This window comes from Intrasporangium sp. Soil_C_50 (genome assembly GCF_057656595.1).
This window is the reverse complement of sequence record NZ_JBDGKB010000014.1, coordinates 20,892-37,654: the sequence shown is the minus strand read 5'-3', so window position 1 is coordinate 37,654 and position 16,763 is coordinate 20,892. Positions and strand designations below refer to the sequence as shown.

Here is a 16,763-nt window from a genome sequence, read left to right as displayed (position 1 = left end):
GACATGACCGTCCGCATCGGGATGATCGGCCCCGGGGGCATGGGCCAGGCCCACATCGACCGCATCCACACCGTCATCGCCGGCGGCCGCGTCGTCGCCGTCAGCGACGTCGACGAGGTGCGCGCCAAGGAGGTCGCCGACCGCGTCGGCGGCACCGCCTACGCGTCCTCGGCCGAGCTCGTCGCCGCCGACGAGGTCGACGCCGTGATGATCTGCAGCTACGGGCCGGCCCACGAGGTCGACGTGCTCGCCGCGATCGCCGCCGGCAAGCCGGTGTTCTGCGAGAAGCCGCTGACGCCGACCGCCGACGCCGCCCTGCGCATCATGGAGGCCGAGCAGGCCGGCGGCCGACGCCTCGTCACGGTCGGGTTCATGCGCCGGTTCGACCGCAGCTACCGCCAGATGAAGGAGCTGCTCGACTCGGGAGAGCTCGGCGAGACGCTCATGGTGCACTGCGCGCACCGCAACCCGACGGTGCCCGAGCACTACACGTGGGACATGGCGATCAACGACACCGCGATCCACGAGATCGACACGATGCGCTGGCTGCTCGGCGAGGAGTTCGTGTCGGCCCGCGTCGACAAGCCGAAGAAGACGTCACTGCGGTTCGAGCACCTCCAGGACCCGCTCGTGCTCGTGCTCGAGACCGAGTCGGGCGTCCGCGTCGACGACGAGATCTTCGTCAACTGCCAGTTCGGCTACGACATCCGCTGCGAGGCCGTCGCCGAGAAGGGCACCGTGACGCTGGCCGACCAGAACGCCGTCGAGGTACGTGACACCTCGGGCCACCGCAACGCGATCACCCGCGACCACAACGACCGGTTCTGGGGCGCGTTCGTCACCGAGGTGCAGGAGTGGATCAACGCCGTCGCTGCGGGCGAGCACACCGGTTCGACGTCGTGGGACGGCTACGCCGCGGCGTGCGTCTGCGACGCCGGCGTCAAGGCGTTGACCGACGACGGCGTCGTCACGGTCGAGATGATCGCCAAGCCGGACTTCTACGCCTGATCCCCAGGTCCTCTCGAGGCCCGGTCGGCCCGTCCGGCCGGGTCCCGAGGCACGTTCACCACGACGTGGGTTTCTCCGGCTGGAAGAGCCAGACGTGGAAGAAGTGGGTCAGGTCGGTCCCCGAGATGCGCTCTGCGAGCGCGATGAACTGGGCGGTCGTGACGTTGCCGTAGCGGTTGTCCGCGAGCCACGCCCGCATGATCCGGAAGAACGCGTCGTCCCCGACCTTCTGGCGCAGGGCCTGCACCGTCATCGCGCCTCGGGCGTAGACCGTCCCGTCGAAGAGCCGGGCCGGACCGCCGGGGTCGCCCGGGGGTGGCGTCCAGAACGACGTCTTCGAGGCGGGCGTGTTGTAGAGCTGGTCGAAGTAGCCCTGGGCGCTCCGCCGGCCGTTGTGCTCGCTCCAGATCCACTCGGACCACGTCGCGAACCCCTCGTGGAGCCAGATGTCCTGCCAGCGGCCGAGGGTGACCGAGTCGCCGAGCCACTGGTGGGACAGCTCGTGGGCGAGTGTCGTCTCGTCGGGCATCCGGTCGAAGACCGGCTTCGTCTGCGTCTCGAGCGAGTAGCCCACCTCCGGGGCGTCGTCCGCGATCGCGCCCACCGCGTCGAACGGGTAGGGCCCGTAGATCGACGCGTAGAACCGCACGATCTCCGGCAGCTTCCGGAGGACGTTCCCGGAGGGGAGCGTCGGGTCGACGGCGACGTAGGAGGGGATGGTGCCGACCTGGGAGACCGTGAGGTCGAAACGCCCGAGGGTCGCCGTGGCGAGGTAGGGCGCCATCGGGTCGCTCTCGCGCCAGGCCCACGTCGTGCGCCCCGCGGACGACACGTTCGAGACGAGCACGCCGTTGGACATGGCCGTGAGGCCTTCGGGGACGGTGACCGAGATGTCGTAGGTCGCCTTGTCCCGGGGGTCGTCGTTGACTGGGTACCAGCCGGGTGAGCCCTGCGGCTCTCCGACGACGAAGGCGCCGTCGTCGGTCGGCACCCAGCCCTCGGTCGACCCGTCGGGGTCGGTCACCGGGTGCGGCTCACCCGAGTAGCCGACGAGCACCGTGAACGTGTCCCCGGCGCGCAGTCCGTGGCGGGGCGTGATGACGAGCTCCTGGTCGCCCGAGCGCACGTAGCCGGCAGGAGCGCCGTCGACCTGCAGCGCGGAGATCGTGAAGCCGCGCAGGTCGAGGTCGAAGCGTGAGAGGTCCTGGGTCGCGATGGCCGTGATGACCGCCGTGCCGGTCAGCTGCCGCGTACCCGGCTCGTAACCGAGGCTCAGCGAGTAGTGGGAGACGTCGTAGCCGCCGTTGCCCGCGTCGGGGAAGTACGGGTCGCCTCCACCTGGGGCGCCGGGCGTGAAGCCCGCCGCTGCGGCCGGTCCGGCGCTCAAGAGGGCCAGCGCCGACGCCACGGCCAGCGCACCCTCGCGTCGTGTGCGCATCCTCGCCACCACCCCGGGTCGTCATCGTGGACCATTCGAGCGTAGGACCGATGGGCGGGACGGACTTGGGAATCCCAGGTTCATCTGCTTAGGTAAGCCTGACCTTAGTACGCCGTCGCCCCTGCGACCCGGCCCGCCACCGGAGGACCCGTGATCGTCTGCCACTGCGCCGTGGTGACCGACCGCGACGTCACCGACGCCTGGGACGCCGGCGCGCGCAGCCTCGGGCAGGCGTGCCGCACCACCGGGGCGGGCACCGACTGCGGATCCTGCGTCTTCTCCCTCAAGCGGCTCCTGTGCGAGCATGAGGCCTCCTCAGTCACCCGGTCGCTGTCGGACCCGACGCGCGACCTCGTGTCCGGTCCGATGCCCACGCCGCTGGAGGTGGTGGAAGGTGAAGCCAGCTAACCCCCGAGTCGTCGAGCTCCTCAACGACGCCCTGACCTTCGAGCTGACGGTCACCAACACGTACTTCCTCCACGCGCGCATGCTCGACAGCTGGGGGTTCACCAAGCTCGGCAAGGTCTTCTACGACCTGTCCATCGACGAGATGCGCGACGCCGACGACCTCATCAACCGCATCCTGCTCTTCGACGGCCACCCCAACGTGCAGAAGCTCGGGGCCATCAGCATCGGCGAGGACGCGCACGAGATGCTCAAACTCGCCTTCGAGAGCGAGAAGGCGGCGGTGGCGCAGTTCAACGCCGGCGCCAAGGAGTGCCACGAGCTCGGCGACCACGGCAGCGCTGCGGTCTTCGAGGACATGGTCCGCGACGAGGAGAAGCACGCCGACTGGTTCGAGAGCCAGCTCGACGCGATCGAGCGGATCGGCGTCCAGCAGTACCTCGCCCAGCAGCTGGGCGAGGGCGGCCCCGAGGCCTGAGCCCCGAGGCCGCCCTCGGTCGTCCTAAACCCGATGGATCAGAGGCCGACGGACTTGACCCCGTAGGCCGCCTGGGACGTCGTGAAGCCCTCGAACGTGAGCTGACGCATCAGTCCGCCGTGCGAGAACGACGTCATGTCGAGGTAGGACCGGGCCTGCTTGGCTGCCTGCTCGTTCCAGTTGACCGAGATGTGGTCCACGGCGTACGTCGCGTCGGCCTTGGAGTACTCCTCGAATTCCAGCTGCTTGATCAGCCCCTTGCGGGAGAAGGCTGTCATCTCGAGGTAGGACTCAGCCTGGTTGACCGCCTGCTCCTGCGAGACGGTCATGGCATTGGCCGCCTTCTCCGCGGCTGCCTTCGCTGCGGCGGCCTTGGCGGCAGCCGCCTTCGCTGCGGCGGCCTTGGCGGCAGCCGCCTTCGCTGCGGCGGCCTTGTCGGCGGCGGCCTTGTCGGCGGCGGCCTTGTCGGCGGCGGCCTTGTCGGCGGCGGCCTTGTCGGCGGCGGCCTTGTCCGCAGCCCCAGCCCCCTGGTCACCCGCCGTGGTCGTGGGTTCAGCAGGCGTGGGGGACTCGCTCGTCGTGCTTGTGACCACGTCGGTCGCGGCCGTGGGTGAGGTCTTGGGGTCGTTGCCCATCGACCCGAAGATCGCCAGGGCCACGACGACGCCACCGGTCCACAGGCCGATCTTCTTGCCCTTGCCCATCTTCTTCCCGGGGCCGTCCGGGCCGGCGACCGGCTGCGGTGCGCCCTGCGGCGGTCCCCAGACCGGAGCCGGCGGCCCCGAGCCTTCCGGTGCCGGGTACTGCTGGCTGTTGTTGCTCATGGTCGTTCTCCCCTAACGCTTTCTGGCCTGCTAGGGAAGTGTCCGATGCTTCGCCGGATATGTCCGGGTTTCGTGGATTTCGTGTGAACAAAGTTCCCGCGTCGCCCGGGAGCGCGTGAAGCGATGACGCGGTGATGGGCCCGAGTCGTTTCCTGACGCGCAGGGCCGGTCGGTTCCCTCGGGAGCCGACCGGCCCGGTGCCTGCTGGCGCGTCGTCTTCAGAGACGCATGTGTCGGGTCAGTCGGCGACCTGCAGCGCCTTGACGGCGTCGCGCGCGGTGACGACCGCGGCGTGCTGACGCGTCACGACCTCGCGGAAGCCCGCGCTGAGGTCCTGCCCGAGGGCCTTCTCGTACTCCGACACCGCGTGGTTCTCACCCGTGACGGCGGCACCGAGCACGCTGCCCGCGTCGTCCCCCGTCAGCGCGTCCTTGAGCGAGATCCAGCCACGGTGCACGGCCGACGTGATCGAGCCGCTCTCGTCGACGTCCTCGCCGTAGGCGTGGCCCATCCCGACGATCTCGCGCCGGAAGCCGGCACGCTCCTCGGACAGCTGCTGCAGCGTCGCCGCCCACTCCGGGCGGTCGTCGCCGCGCAGCTTCTCGGCGGCCTGCGCGAACCCGCGCTCGCCGTCCTTCAGCGTCTCGACGAGCTCCTTGGCAGCCTTGGCGTCGTCCGACATGTTCACTCCTTCGCTCGGTTGCGTGATCCCCCGAGCCCTACCCGTCGAGCTGGCGGCCCAACCACCCACCAGGCGTCAACCGCCCCGACCGCCGCCGTCGCCGTACAGGTGGCTTCGCGTCAGTGCCACAGGTCGGCGAGGCGTTCCGCGAGGACGCGGCCCTGCTCGTAGCCACCTCGTGCGGCCGGCCGACGCGTGGCCGGGTCGAGCGCGTTCGCGTCGAAGACCTCCCCAGCGCCCGCGTCGGGGAAGACGCACTCGACACGGCTGCCGCCGGCTCGCAGCTCGGCCACCTGGGTTGCGAGGTCCATCCCCCACTCGAGCGGCATCCGGGTCCTGCCGCCGAACGGTGACATGACGAGCACGCGTCCGAATCCGCTTGCCAGGTCTGCGTTCTCGCTGCGTCGGTACCCGCCGTTGAGGTAGCGGTGCTCGCCGATGCGATACGGCGTCATCGCCGAGGTGCTGGCGGCGACGGCGTCCACGAGGTCGATGCCGCTCTCCCGGTCGAAGACGACCGGCTCGCCGGTGCGGGCGTCGACGGCCGTGATGAGCACTCGCTGCAGCGGCCACCGCCGGCCCGGCAAGCGGGAAGCGACGATGTCGTGCCAGCGCCGTGCGTCGGAGCCGTCCGACGCGTCCCGCTCGAGCGCCGCGGCGCCCATCCGGCGGCGCATGTCGGGTGCGTCGTGGGCGGAGGCGATGATCGCGTCCGACCACTCGAGGTAGCTCGGCCCGGAGATCTTCGGACGACGTCGCTGGCCGGTGCCGGGTCCACCGGAGCCGGGGCGGGGCGGGAGCACCTCGGCGAGGACGGCGTCGTACAGCTCGCCCGGCGTCGGACCGCCGGTGACCTGGGCCGCCACGGTGGATCCGGCGGAGGTGCCGACGACGAGGTCGGCGTCGGTGACGTCGACCCCGGCGTCGGCGAGGCCGGCGATGAGTCCGAGCTGCCAGGCGTTGCCGGCCGCTCCGCCGCCGGCGAGGACGAGAGCCCGTGTGTCGGGGTCGATGCGTGGGGTCGAGGAGGAGATGGTGTTCATGGGAGGCGCCTTTCGCGGATGGCTGTCGGGGCTCCCGGTGGCGACTACCTCGGTCGCGTGATCGTGGACTGCGGGGGAGCACCCACTGCGGACACTGCGTACATGGGTCTCACCTCCTGCCGACGTCTCACGATCGCCTGAACGCTAACAGCCCGGGCCGCCCGGGCGCACCGGTATCGAGGCCTGCCGGGCGGGTCCTCGGCCGCGCACCGCTACCGTCCGGCCAGCTGCGCGACCACGGGGGCCAGCATCTCGCTCGACCCGGCGCCGACGACGACGTAGGAGAAGCCCACCTCCTCGCGCCGCCGGTGGAGCTCGTCGACGGCGGCCGCCGGGTCGCTCGGGAGGACGGCCAACGAGTCCGCCGCCCGCATCGCTGCCGGGTCGGTGTCCCGGGCGGACGCCATGAACGGGGCGATCTCATCGCCGACGACGGGCACGTGGAGCGCCAGCTCGACATCCCGCACGGCGCGCAGGTCCCGTGCCATCTGCTCGACGTCGACCCGGCTGTCACCCGGCATCATCGCGAAGGTCACGATGTCGGCGACCTCGGCCGCGAGGGCGCGGGCGCGCGGCCCGCGGACCGCCATGACGACGGGGGTGCGGACGTCGGGGCCGTCCAGCTCTCGCAGCCGCGCGACGGTGTCGCGCACCTGGCCCAGGCGCTGTCTCGGCGACGTGACGGGCAGGCCGAGGTCGCGCAGCTCGTCCTCGATCCCGGGACGCCCGGTGCCGATGCCCAGGTCGAAGCGACCCTCGGTGAGCACCGTCATCGAATGAGCCTCCCACGCAAGGCTCCAGACCGGGTGCAGCGGAGCGGCAGAGACCCACGTGCCGACGCGCAGCTCGGTCTGCGCCGCCGCCATCGCGAGGGCGGGCGCCGGCGCCGGCTGCCACTGAGGCACGTCGGGCACGAGCACCGTCGAGTAGCCGCTGTCGGCGATGCGCCGTACCTGGTCCCGCCACGCGGGCACGTCGGTGAGCAGCGGCGCGACGACGCCGAACCGGAAAGGTCGCGTCATGGCTTGGCGTCGAGCACCGGGAAGCGCAGGTGCGTCACGCCGACGCCCGAGCTGACGTACCAGTCGAACACCTTCATCACGTCGCCGTCGGGGCCGGCGACGAAGCCGTCGAGCGACATGGACATGATGGCGATCACTTCGGACACGGCAGTTCCTTCCAGAGGTCTCGCCCCCACGCGGGAGGGCCTTCACTCCTGCTACGAAGAGGCCGCCCCGGGTCGGACACCCCTGCGCGTGAAGCTGAGATGGGTGACGCCGGTGGGGGAGGAGACCGCCTCGACGTCGTAGTCGTCGTCGAGGGCCTCGAGGCCGTCCCACAGGCGGACCCCGCGGCCGAGCAGGATCGGGACCTGCACGAGGTGCATCTCGTCGACGAGCCCGGCGAGCAGGAAGTCGCGCACGACGGTGACGCCGCCGCCGATCCGCACGTCCTTGCCGCCGGCCGCCTCACGAGCCGTCTCCAGCGCCTCGGCGGGAGTGGCGTCGAGGAAGTGGAACGTCGTGCCGCCCTCCATCTCGATCGAGGACCGCGGGCGATGGGTGAGGACGAAGGTCGGGGTGTGGAACGGCGGGTTCGGCCCCCACCAGCCCGTCCAGTCCGGGTCGTCCTGCCAGCCGGGCGGGCCGAACTTGTTGGAGCCCATGATCTCGGCGCCGAAGCCGTGGTCGTGGCGCTCGGCGAAGGCGTTATCGACGCCGGCGGTGCCGCCCGCGTCCCAGGACCGGGTGGCCATCATCCACTGGTGCAGGCGCTGCCCCGCATGGCCGAACGGGGCCTCGAGGCTCTGCGGCTCGCCGGTGCCGAACCCGTCGAGGGAGATGGAGAAGTTGTGGATCCGTGTGAGCGACATCCGCGCCCTCCTGGGTCGTCGACTGCACTGCGCGCTCGGGCTGGTGGGCCCTTGCAGCCTAGGGGAACCGATGCCGGGAGTCGGCCCTTGGCGTTCCGCCACTCACCGCCCCGGGCGGTCGCTCGAATCGGTGAAAAGGGGTCGAACCGGGTGGCCCCGGCGTAGCGTGGTGAGGTCGAGGAGTCTGCAGCTGCAAGGGGGAGTTGTGAGCACTGTCTGGTGGCGAGTTCCTGTGATGGTCATGGCGCCGATCGCCGCAGCGGTGGTCTGCGCACCGGCCGGTTCGGCGTCGACGCAGCTGAACCCGAAGGTGGAGCACGTGCTGCTGCTCAGCCTCGACGGGTTCCACGACGCCGACCTCACGAACTACGTCGCCGCGCATCCCGCGTCCGCGCTGGCCTCGGTGCTGGCTCGCGGACGCCGGTACTCCAACGCCTCGGCCCAGACTCCGTCCGACTCCTTCCCTGCCACCCTGGCGATGACGACCGGTGGCTCACCACGGTCCACCGGCGTCTACTACGACGTGTCCTGGGACAACGACCTGTCGCCGGCCGGCTCGGACTGCAGCACCCGGGGAGCGCTCGTCGCGTACAACCAGACGATCAACCTCAACCCGAACGCGGGCGACAGCGTCGCCGACATCAACCCGGCCAAGCTGCCCCGCGACCCCGACCACGGCTGCGGCGTCGTCTACCCGCACCAGTTCCTCAAGGTCAACACCATCTACGAGGTGGCGCACGCGGCCGGGCTCCGCACCGCGGTCGCCGACAAGCACCCGAGCTACGAGATCCTCGCCGGTCCCTCCGGCACGGGCATCGACGACTTCTACGCCCCCGAGTTCAACGCGGCCAAGTCCGACATCGCCAAGATCATGGCGAACGACGAGCTCAAGGTCGGCGCCGTCCTCAACCAGATCGACGGCTACACCCACGACCGCGCAGCGGCCGTCGGCGTACCGGCAATCTTCGGCATGAACTTCCAGTCGCCGAACATCGGGCAGAAGTTCTCCGGCTACGTCGACGCTGCAGGCACGACGCCGCAGACCGTCACGACGCTGGGGCCGCTCACCGGCAACGCCCCCGGCCTGGCGCAGGCGCTCGACTACGTCGACGGCGCGGTCGGCCGGATGCTGAGCCGGATCGAGGCCGACGGCCTGACCGACGACACGATGGTCATCCTGACCGCGAAGCACGCCAACAGCCCGGTCGACCGCACGACGCTGCGCTGGGTCGACCCAGCCGGCTTCGCGCCGCTCGTCAACAGCGTCCAGCCAGGGCTGACCGCACAGGTGACCGCGGACACGATGGCGCTCATCTGGCTCAAGGACCGCAGCCGCGCAGCCGACGCGGCCGCTGTGCTCGAGGCGAACGCCGCGACGATCGGCGCCGGCACCGTCACGAGCGGCGCCGCCGTGGGGCAGCTCTTCGAGGGCCAGCTCGGGGGCAACGCCGGCCGGATCCCCGACATCGTCGTGCAGCCGGCGAACGGGGTCGTCTACGCGGCACCGAACGCGAAGCTGGTCGACCACGGGAGCGGCAGCGCGGAGGACACCCACGTCCCGTTGGTCATCATCGAGCCCGGTCGCAAGGGTGGCCGGACCCTCAGCTGCCCTGTCTCCCTGCGCCAGGTGGCGCCGACCGTCCTTCGTGCCCTCGGGCTCAAGGAGAGCCTCCTCGACGCGGTCCGGCTGGAAGGCACCCAGCGGCTGACGAACGGCGACGAGTGCTGAACCAGGCTGAGGTGCAACAGGATCGACGCGTGACGCGATGACGTACTTCTGGGTCGGCATCGGCGTCATCCTCGTGCTCGGCATCGGGCTCATCGTGTGGGGCTCGATGACGGGTCCGGGGCCGTCGGGGGAGGACGTGTCCGCACGGCGCGGCCGCCAGGCGCAGGTCGGGGCGGTGCTGGCCGGTCTCGCCCTGCTGGTGCTGGTGGTCGCCTACCTCACGGCACCCTGGCCGTAGGCCGGAGGCGTGGCCCCTGCCTCGACGAGTCGCTCGGGTCACCAGCGTCCGCGGTGCACGACCTCGTCGAACGGGCGCCGGTCGAGCCGCTCGATGACCGCCAGTGGGCGGTCCGACGGGTAGCCGACGGAGAGCAGGTAGGCGAGGAAGCGTCCCTCGGGAAAGCCCAGGATGGCCCGGGCCTGGTCCTGGTCCGCCGCGGCGGCGTGGCCGGTCCCGACACCGAGGTCGGCTGCGGCCACCGTCATCGCGTACGTCGCCTGGCCGAGGTCGTACTGGAGGAGGGCGGACTGCCGGTCGTCCTTGGGCACCGGAGCGACGATCGCGATGGCGGCCGCCGCACCGGCGACGTGTCTGGCGCCCTGCCAGACCTTCGACAGCTCGATGAGCTGTGCCCGGTCGGTGACGATCACGAAGTCCCACGGCTGCCAGTTGCCGGCGGACGGGGCGCGGCGGCCCGCGTCGAGGATCCGGTCGAGGTCCTCGTCGGGGACCGCCTGCTCGGTGAACTGTCGGACATTTCGTCGCGCCCGCAGGGCGTCCCACGTCTCCACCAGTCCATCGTGCGCCCTACGGTGCGGCGTGGCCAGCGGCCGGCCCGGATGGTCGCCCGCCTGCCGACCTCGTCAAGCCGGGGCCCGCCGACCACACGGTCAGCGGGCCCCGGGTCGGTGTCTCACGCGTCGATGCGGCGGCCGCTGAACGAGCCGGTCCCCGAGTCGACCTTGGTGCCGGAGGGATCGAAGACCGCGAAGTCGTACTTGCCGCTGATCCTCTCGTGGTGGACGCTGCCCCAGGCACGGACGCGCACGGTCGCCGCCGGCATGTTGGGACCTCCGCCGGCCTGGCCCGTCCAGAACGTCGCCTTGAAGCCGCCGCCGCTGCGACGAGCCCAGGTTCCGGTGAAGGGTGGACCGGGCGCGGCGATGTCGTGGCTGATGAAGACGTTCCCACCCGCGAAGCTGAGGACGGTCGAGACCTTCGTCTGGTCGGCGGGCGGGTCGTCCTTGCGGCTGACGATCCAGCTGCCGTTGAGGCTGGAACCACCGCCGTTCTCCCCGGCCGAAGCCGAGGAGGCGCTCGCCACGCCCCCGATCGCCACCGCGCTCGCGGCGCCGGCCCCCACCAGAACGCGACGCCGATTCATCACGTGCTCGTCCATTGCGATCTCCTCCTCTTGTGAGCCGTCGGAGAACCCCGACCCTTCAGGTTCGGGGCCCGGAAGAAGGCGCGTCAAGATTTCCCGGCGCGTCCACCACATTTGAGCGCAAGGTCTGGATGGTGGGCGCATGAGTGATGAATGACGCACCAATGCGTACAAAGACTGCCCCGACGAATTCGCGCAATTTCTTTGGTGATAAGAGGGTTTCGGCGAATCGAGGCGATGTGGCTGGCGCCTGGTCAGAGACGTCTGGCCCTCCTGCGCTGGCTTCCGCGACGAAAATCCTTGCAGCTCAGCCGTATCCGCCCGCGCCTGGCCAGCCGTGGGCGCTGATGTACCAGACGGCCGACGTCAGCACCACGGACACCAGGAGCGCGAAGAGCAGGCCGCCGGCCACGGGTAGGAACCACCCGGGTGCGCGTCGTGACCGCACGGCGACGACCTTGACGACGACCGCGCCGATGACAGCGCAACCGAGGACGCCGTGAACGACGGTCCGCGCCGGTACGGGCTCCCCGTCGGCGAACCTCCCCGTCTCGAGGCCCAGCGCCCAGAGGCAGTGGTAGGCGACGACGGCCGTGAGCAGCAGGGTGACCACTCCACTGACGCGGTGTGCGGTACCGAGCCACGAGGGCGCGCTGACACCGAGCTTGCCGTAGAGCCAGAGGGCGCCGATGACCTGGAGCACGGCGAGCGCCCCGATGGCCACGGACAGCACGACCTTCATGTCGATGACGGTGCGGAAGCCGAGCGTCGTCGTGCCGGCGAGCGTCGGGTCGTGCGTCTTGCCGAAGACTCCGACGAGCAGCGCGACGACCGCGCCGGCGGCGAACCCGGCCAGGGGCACGGCCATGCTCCTCGACGTCGTCGTGTCTGTTGCCATGGCGTCAGGATGCTCCTGCTCGGACGCCTCCGATAGCGCAATGCCGGAACAGCGACGGTGGGCCCGGGGCTGCGTCAGAGGCCGGCCATGAGGAGTTCGGCGACGTCGGCCGGTCGCGTCAGGAACGGGGAGTGGCCACCCGGCAGGTCGATCGGCTCGACGCCGAGACGGTCACGGGCGATCCGGCGTGACCAGTCGGGGCTCACGACCCGGTCCTCGGCGCAGACGACCGAGAGGGTCTCGACCTGCGGCCACGCGTCGAAGGGGGCGACCTCTCGCCACATCGAACGCTGGAACCGCAGCCGTGCGACGGACGCGTCGGCGACCTCGGGCGGGCAGTCGGGGTAGAGCACGCGCCGGGCACCCGCGTCGGTGAAGCGGAACCGTCCCGCGGCGTCGAACTCGAGGTCCGCGTCGTTCAGCGGAAGGTCGCGGTCCTCGTCCTCGGTGGCCAGCGACTCCAGGCTCCGGCCGGGAGCTCCCACCACCCCGGCGAGCATGACCATCCGACGCGTCGGCACCCGGTGGGCCACGAGTGGTGCGAGGAGCGCGCCCAGCGAATGCCCCACGACCACAACCTCCCCGGCGTCGTCGGGCAATGCCGAGACCGCGGCGTCGGCGTTCGCGGTGAGGCCCGCGTCCAGGCTCTCGCAGGGAAGGTCGGGAGCCGACGTCCCGTGCCCGGCGGCGGCGAGGATCGACGCCACTTCGTCCCAGCACCAGCCGCCGTGGCAGGCGCCGTGGAGCAGCAGGAAGTGCACCATGCGCCGACGATACCGCCGGGGTCCGAGGCCCACGCCCACGTCGTTGACATTGCTCGGTGGACGGGCGGACCCTCGGCTGGTTCATCACGGTGTGGGACGTCATGATGACCGCGATGATGTTCCCGACGGTGGCCCCGACGGTGGCGCTCTACTCCCGGATGAGTCGGACTCCGTTGGGGCCCATGGCCTTCGTCACCGGTGCGCTTCGGATGGGGATGCGGAACTGCGCCTGGTGCGTCGGTGGTTGCTGGGCGCTCATGGCGTCGCTGTTCGCGCTGGGGGTGATGAGTCCCGTGTGGATGGCGGTGGTTGCCGGGCTCATCGCCGTTGAGAAGGTGCTGCCCTGGCGCCGGACCGCCACCTACGGCACCGCTATCGTCCTGCTCGGCCTCGGCATGCTCGTGCTCGCCGAACCGCAGGTCATGCCTGGCCTCACCGTCCCGACGCCGAGCCCGATGCCGATGTCCCTCCCACGGTGAGCGCCGGCCCACCTGCGAGCGTCCGAGCGGTCGCTGACCCGCCGGCCCCTGACGCCGGCGGGCCACGACTCACTCCTCGGGGATGACGCGAAGCGCTGGGCCGGGCGGGAGGGTGGTGGAGTGCCGAGCCGACCCAGCACCCGATCCGGGGCGCGCCAAGTGGGGGCGATGAGCGAGCGCTGGACGGTGATCGACGGCGTCAAGGTGTTCTACCGGGAGTCAGCCGGCCCGCGTCGACCGAGCACGCCCATGGTGCACCTGCACGGCTTCGGCCTCTCGGGCCGCTACCTGCTCCCGACGGCGCAACGACTGGCGGGCGAGTTCCACACGCTCGTGCCCGACCTGCCCGGGTTCGGGCGCAGCGGCAGACCGCGCGCGGCCCCGGGTGTGCCGGAGCTCGCCGACGCCGCAGCAGCCTTCCTCGACGACCGGGCCCTGGACCGGGTGAGCCTCGTCGGCAACTCGATGGGCTGCGCGGTGATCTGCGAGTTCGCGCACCGCCACCCCGACCGGCTGGAGCGGGCCGTGCTCGTCGCGCCCGCCGGGGGACTGCACAACCAGCCGCTGCACCGGGCCGTCCGTCAGCTGGCGCGGGACGGCGTCCGGGAACCCGTCGGGCTGCTGCCGGTCGCGGTGCCGGACTACCTGAGGTACGGGGTGCCCAGCACGATCCGGATGTTCCAGGCCCTGACCCGCTACCCCGCGCTCGAGCGCCTGCTCGCGCTCAGGGTCCCCACCCTCGTCGTGGTCGGGAGCGCTGATCCCCTGATGCCGGATCCGCGCCGGATCCAGCAGATCGCGAGCCGGATCGACAACGAGGTCCTGCTCGTGGTGATCCACGGCGCTGCGCACGCCATCAACTTCAGCCACCCGGGCGAGCTCGCGAACGTCATTCGCCAGTTCATGGCGGACGAGCCGATCCGCGACGACCCCGACGAGCCGGGGGACGCGCGGGTGCACGAGATCCACCGTGGGGCGAGGTTGCCTCCGGCACCGAGGCCACCCGAGTCCGGGTGAGAGCGTTCTAGTCGCGGCCGAGGCTGGCTGCCACGGCCAGCTCGTCGACGAGGTCGTTCATCTCGTGGCCCGAGTGGCCCTTGACCCACTGGAAGGCGACGTCGCCGCGCTCGTTGACGGCGGTCACGAGCGGCTCCCACAGGTCGCGGTTGGCGACCGGCTTCTTCGCCGACGTGGTCCAGCCGCGCTGGAGCCAGCCGTCCCACCACCGGTCACGGAAGCAGTTGACGACGTACGTCGAGTCGCTGACGACGACGAGCGGGCCCTCGAGCGCGGTGACGGCCTCGAGGGCCGCACGGATCTCCATCCGCTGGTTCGTGCTCGGTCGCTCCGAGCCGGACGCGAAGCGGTCCAGGTCGATCGCCCACGCCCACCCGCCCGGGCCGGGGTTCCCCGAGCAGGCCCCGTCGGTGTAGACGAACGTCGCGCCGTCGGGGGCGGCCATCGGCGCCTTGGGCGCCTTGGGCGCCTTCGGGGTCCGGGCCCTGCCCACGGTCCCGCCGCGCGACCCTGCTGACAGCGTCGGCTGTGGCGAGCTGAGCCCCGGGAGGGCGAGCTCGGTGCGGCAGGACGCGTGCACCCATGCGGTGGCCTTGCCACCGGCACCGACGATCTCGTCCCCTGCTCGGATCGGGCCCTGGCAGCGCGTGCAGCGTCCCGGAAACTTGGCCAGCACAGTTCTCCTCGTTGCTCGGTCGTCGGCAGCGGCCCGCCGACCCACCGCGGTTCGTCCACCCAGTGTGGGCGGCTCCGAGCGTAGTGATCCCAGCAGACGACCCTGAGGCGCCCTTCGAGGCTCGGCGCTGCTGCTCCCGGCTGAGCCGGGGGCGGCAACGCCCGACGGGGGCGACGCGCCACGCACCCACGCCCATTCGTGGGGAGCGAACCCGAAGCCCGGCCCGATGGCCAGTCGTCCGAGCCCTGGCCATGCCACGTCGGCCCGCGCGGGACGATGAACGGTCGAAGACCGTTCGAAGCCGCGAGAAGGAGCCCCGATCCCTCGGCCGTGCGGGCCCCGGGCAGGTCCCTCCACGAAGCCGACCCGGGGCCCTCGGCGTCCGGTTGCGAGCAACAGGCGCCACCTGTGTGACGCGCGAGCCCCCGGATCATGTCGCCCTTTCCGTACCGACTTCCGCCGGATCGGCACCGTGGCCACGTCCGCCGACGACAGCCGAAACCCGTCCGGGCGCGACCTGCCCCGGATATCGTTGGGCGCACAAAGGTATTCGCTCTGGTCGACGCGGGCCTGGCCTCGAGTCGCCACCGTGCGTGACAGCTGGCTCGAGGTTGGTGATCTCGCCGTCGGGCCCGGAGAGGCGGGCGTCGATGCCGACCAACGTGCAACACCTGAGCCTCGACGAGCGCCGGGCGCGCGGACAACAAGCCGCTGAGCGGACGCCGGTCTCGAGCCACCGCGGCTGGACACCCGATCCCGCTCGTCCCGATCCGGTCGCCCTGTTGGAGGAGCAGAACGCCACCCGCGACGCGGACCTCGTGCCCGTGCGGCACGGCCGGATGTCAGCGTCGGCCTTCACCTTCTACCGCGGTGCCGCCAGGATCATGGCTGCCGACCTGAGGACGACGCCCCGCGCCGGCCTCATCGTCCAGCTGTGCGGGGACGCGCACCTGTCCAACTTCGGGGGTTTCGCGTCGCCGGAGCGGACTCTGCTCCTGGACCTCAACGACTTCGACGAGACGCTCCCCGGCCCGTTCGAGTACGACGTGATGCGGATGGCGGCGAGCTTCACCATCGCGGCGCGCAGCAACGGCTTCGCGAAGGGCGACGTGAAGGACGTGACCCTTGCCAGCGTCTCGGCCTACCGCGAGGCGATGGCGAGCTTCGCGCAGATGCGGACGCTTGACGTGTGGTACGCCCGCCTCGCTGAGGAGGACGTCGTGGCCGGCGCGAAGGCGATCGCCCGGACGAAGGAGGAGGAGAAGGAGCTCAAGCGCAGCGAGAGGAACATCGACAAGGCCCGGACCCGCGACAGCCTCCAGGCACTGTCCAAGCTGGCGGAGAAGGTGGACGGCAGCTATCGGATCATCAGCCAGCCACCCACCGTCGTGCCGATGCGCGACCTGTCGGCGACGTACGGCCTGTCCGGGGACGAGGAGGAGACGGTCATCCGCGACATCTTCCGTGCCTATCGCGCGACGCTGCAGGACGACCGGCGACGGCTGCTGGAGAAGTTCGAGTTCGTCGACGCCGCCCGCAAGGTCGTGGGGGTCGGCAGCGTCGGGACCCGCGCGTTCATCGTGCTGCTGCAGGGACGCGACGACCAGGACCCGCTGTTCCTGCAGGTCAAGGAGGCGACCACGTCGGTGCTCGAGGACCACCTGCCCCACAGCCGCTTCAACCAGCCCGGCGAACGTGTCGTCCAGGGCCAGCGGATGATGCAGGCTGCCAGCGACATCTTCCTGGGGTGGAGCAAGGGACTCGACGCGTCACGGCACTACTACTGGCGCCAGCTGCGCGACATGAAGCTGTCTGCGCTCGTCGAGCAGATGGGCCCGACCGGACTGCGGTACTACGCGCACCTGTGCGGGTGGACCCTGGCTCGGGCGCACGCGCGGTCCGGCGACCCCGTGGCCATCGACGCCTACCTCGGCGAGTCGGACGAGTTCGACCGGGCGATGACCAACTTCGCCCGGCGCTACGCCGACCAGAACGACCGCGACTACGAGGAGTTCGTCGGGGCCATCAGGTCGGGGCGGCTTGCGGCGACCATGGACGTCTAGG

At 71.0% G+C, this 16,763-nt stretch carries 20 protein-coding genes; 8 read left to right on the top strand and 12 right to left on the bottom strand.

The annotated features are described in order from the left end of the window. Positions 1-3 precede the first annotated feature (3 nt). Positions 4-1,008, top strand: coding sequence for a Gfo/Idh/MocA family protein (locus tag AC3A5R_RS19840; RefSeq protein ID WP_487622499.1), 1,005 nt, complete (start codon positions 4-6; stop codon positions 1,006-1,008). 55 nt (positions 1,009-1,063) lie between these two features. On the opposite strand, the gene AC3A5R_RS19835 is transcribed toward AC3A5R_RS19840, so the two are convergent. Next, entirely contained in the window at positions 1,064-2,446 is a 1,383-nt protein-coding gene (locus tag AC3A5R_RS19835; protein WP_487622498.1) for a M1 family metallopeptidase, read from the bottom strand. Positions 2,447-2,596: 150 nt separating this feature from the next. On the opposite strand from AC3A5R_RS19835, the gene AC3A5R_RS19830 reads away from it, so the two are divergent. Both AC3A5R_RS19830 and bfr read left to right on the top strand, forming a co-directional pair. Beyond that, positions 2,597-2,854, top strand: coding sequence for a (2Fe-2S)-binding protein (locus AC3A5R_RS19830; protein WP_487622497.1), 258 nt, complete (start codon positions 2,597-2,599; stop codon positions 2,852-2,854). Next, complete coding sequence (gene bfr / locus AC3A5R_RS19825; protein ID WP_487622496.1) at positions 2,841-3,329, top strand: bacterioferritin; 489 nt, start codon at positions 2,841-2,843, stop codon at positions 3,327-3,329. The genes AC3A5R_RS19830 and bfr overlap by 14 nt, the downstream gene beginning before the upstream one ends. Positions 3,330-3,367: 38 nt before the next feature. Here bfr and AC3A5R_RS19820 read toward each other — a convergent pair whose 3' ends face one another. The 6 genes from AC3A5R_RS19820 to AC3A5R_RS19795 all read right to left on the bottom strand — a co-directional run bounded on the left by AC3A5R_RS19820 (position 3,368) and on the right by AC3A5R_RS19795 (position 7,751). Then, positions 3,368-4,153, bottom strand: a complete 786-nt coding sequence (locus AC3A5R_RS19820) for an Ltp family lipoprotein (protein ID WP_487622495.1) — start codon at positions 4,151-4,153, stop codon at positions 3,368-3,370. A 238-nt stretch (positions 4,154-4,391) separates the two neighbouring features. Then, positions 4,392-4,835, bottom strand: a complete 444-nt coding sequence (locus AC3A5R_RS19815) for a ferritin-like domain-containing protein (RefSeq protein WP_487622494.1) — start codon at positions 4,833-4,835, stop codon at positions 4,392-4,394. Between the two features lie 119 nt (positions 4,836-4,954). Beyond that, entirely contained in the window at positions 4,955-5,878 is a 924-nt protein-coding gene (locus tag AC3A5R_RS19810) for a patatin-like phospholipase family protein (RefSeq protein WP_487622493.1), read from the bottom strand. Positions 5,879-6,090: 212 nt separating this feature from the next. Then, complete coding sequence (locus AC3A5R_RS19805; protein ID WP_487622492.1) at positions 6,091-6,900, bottom strand: LLM class flavin-dependent oxidoreductase; 810 nt, start codon at positions 6,898-6,900, stop codon at positions 6,091-6,093. After that, entirely contained in the window at positions 6,897-7,046 is a 150-nt protein-coding gene (locus AC3A5R_RS19800) for a hypothetical protein (protein ID WP_487622491.1), read from the bottom strand. The genes AC3A5R_RS19805 and AC3A5R_RS19800 overlap by 4 nt, the downstream gene beginning before the upstream one ends. A gap of 51 nt (positions 7,047-7,097) precedes the next feature. After that, complete coding sequence (locus AC3A5R_RS19795) at positions 7,098-7,751, bottom strand: dihydrofolate reductase family protein (protein ID WP_487622490.1); 654 nt, start codon at positions 7,749-7,751, stop codon at positions 7,098-7,100. Between the two features lie 205 nt (positions 7,752-7,956). On the opposite strand from AC3A5R_RS19795, the gene AC3A5R_RS19790 reads away from it, so the two are divergent. Beyond that, on the top strand, positions 7,957-9,480 hold the full coding sequence (locus AC3A5R_RS19790; protein ID WP_487622489.1) for an alkaline phosphatase family protein: 1,524 nt from the start codon (positions 7,957-7,959) through the stop codon (positions 9,478-9,480). A gap of 37 nt (positions 9,481-9,517) precedes the next feature. Then, positions 9,518-9,718 (top strand): hypothetical protein, encoded by a 201-nt coding sequence (locus AC3A5R_RS19785; protein ID WP_487622488.1) that lies wholly within the window; start codon positions 9,518-9,520, stop codon positions 9,716-9,718. Between the two features lie 38 nt (positions 9,719-9,756). On the opposite strand, the gene AC3A5R_RS19780 is transcribed toward AC3A5R_RS19785, so the two are convergent. The 4 genes from AC3A5R_RS19780 to AC3A5R_RS19765 form a co-directional block, all read right to left on the bottom strand. Continuing rightward, the gene (locus AC3A5R_RS19780; protein ID WP_487622487.1) at positions 9,757-10,272 is read right to left on the bottom strand and encodes a nitroreductase family protein; all 516 of its coding nucleotides are present in this window, start codon (positions 10,270-10,272) and stop codon (positions 9,757-9,759) included. A gap of 122 nt (positions 10,273-10,394) precedes the next feature. Beyond that, positions 10,395-10,880: a hypothetical protein gene (locus tag AC3A5R_RS19775; protein ID WP_487622486.1), complete on the bottom strand. Its 486-nt coding sequence runs from the start codon at positions 10,878-10,880 to the stop codon at positions 10,395-10,397. Between the two features lie 292 nt (positions 10,881-11,172). Next, positions 11,173-11,763 carry a DUF6529 family protein gene (locus tag AC3A5R_RS19770; RefSeq protein WP_487622485.1) on the bottom strand — a complete coding sequence of 197 codons (591 nt, stop codon included), beginning with the start codon at positions 11,761-11,763 and terminating at the stop codon, positions 11,173-11,175. Positions 11,764-11,837: 74 nt separating this feature from the next. Then, entirely contained in the window at positions 11,838-12,527 is a 690-nt protein-coding gene (locus AC3A5R_RS19765) for an alpha/beta fold hydrolase (protein WP_487622484.1), read from the bottom strand. A gap of 56 nt (positions 12,528-12,583) precedes the next feature. On the opposite strand from AC3A5R_RS19765, the gene AC3A5R_RS19760 reads away from it, so the two are divergent. Beyond that, a complete protein-coding gene (locus tag AC3A5R_RS19760; protein WP_487622483.1) occupies positions 12,584-13,006 on the top strand; it encodes a copper chaperone in 423 nt (140 codons plus the stop codon). Positions 13,007-13,174: 168 nt separating this feature from the next. Then, on the top strand, positions 13,175-14,023 hold the full coding sequence (locus tag AC3A5R_RS19755) for an alpha/beta fold hydrolase (protein ID WP_487622482.1): 849 nt from the start codon (positions 13,175-13,177) through the stop codon (positions 14,021-14,023). Between the two features lie 7 nt (positions 14,024-14,030). On the opposite strand, the gene AC3A5R_RS19750 is transcribed toward AC3A5R_RS19755, so the two are convergent. Continuing rightward, positions 14,031-14,699, bottom strand: a complete 669-nt coding sequence (locus AC3A5R_RS19750) for a ribonuclease H family protein (protein WP_487622481.1) — start codon at positions 14,697-14,699, stop codon at positions 14,031-14,033. A 650-nt stretch (positions 14,700-15,349) separates the two neighbouring features. Here AC3A5R_RS19750 and AC3A5R_RS19745 point away from each other — a divergent pair. After that, entirely contained in the window at positions 15,350-16,762 is a 1,413-nt protein-coding gene (locus tag AC3A5R_RS19745; protein WP_487622480.1) for a DUF2252 domain-containing protein, read from the top strand. The last annotated feature ends 1 nt before the right edge of the window (position 16,763 follow it).

Bases quoted from the DNA above. Each gene is read 5' to 3' on its own strand.
- AC3A5R_RS19840 (WP_487622499.1), top strand. From the start codon at position 4: ATGACCGTCCGCATCGGGATGATCGGCCCCGGGGGCATGGGCCAGGCC.
- AC3A5R_RS19835 (WP_487622498.1), bottom strand. From the start codon at position 2,446: ATGCGCACACGACGCGAGGGTGCGCTGGCCGTGGCGTCGGCGCTGGCC.
- AC3A5R_RS19820 (WP_487622495.1), bottom strand. From the start codon at position 4,153: ATGAGCAACAACAGCCAGCAGTACCCGGCACCGGAAGGCTCGGGGCCG.
- AC3A5R_RS19815 (WP_487622494.1), bottom strand. From the start codon at position 4,835: ATGTCGGACGACGCCAAGGCTGCCAAGGAGCTCGTCGAGACGCTGAAG.
- AC3A5R_RS19810 (WP_487622493.1), bottom strand. From the start codon at position 5,878: ATGAACACCATCTCCTCCTCGACCCCACGCATCGACCCCGACACACGG.
- AC3A5R_RS19805 (WP_487622492.1), bottom strand. From the start codon at position 6,900: ATGACGCGACCTTTCCGGTTCGGCGTCGTCGCGCCGCTGCTCACCGAC.
- AC3A5R_RS19795 (WP_487622490.1), bottom strand. From the start codon at position 7,751: ATGTCGCTCACACGGATCCACAACTTCTCCATCTCCCTCGACGGGTTC.
- AC3A5R_RS19785 (WP_487622488.1), top strand. From the start codon at position 9,518: ATGACGTACTTCTGGGTCGGCATCGGCGTCATCCTCGTGCTCGGCATC.
- AC3A5R_RS19775 (WP_487622486.1), bottom strand. From the start codon at position 10,880: ATGGACGAGCACGTGATGAATCGGCGTCGCGTTCTGGTGGGGGCCGGC.
- AC3A5R_RS19770 (WP_487622485.1), bottom strand. From the start codon at position 11,763: ATGGCAACAGACACGACGACGTCGAGGAGCATGGCCGTGCCCCTGGCC.
- AC3A5R_RS19765 (WP_487622484.1), bottom strand. From the start codon at position 12,527: ATGGTGCACTTCCTGCTGCTCCACGGCGCCTGCCACGGCGGCTGGTGC.
- AC3A5R_RS19755 (WP_487622482.1), top strand. From the start codon at position 13,175: ATGAGCGAGCGCTGGACGGTGATCGACGGCGTCAAGGTGTTCTACCGG.
- AC3A5R_RS19745 (WP_487622480.1), top strand. From the start codon at position 15,350: ATGCCGACCAACGTGCAACACCTGAGCCTCGACGAGCGCCGGGCGCGC.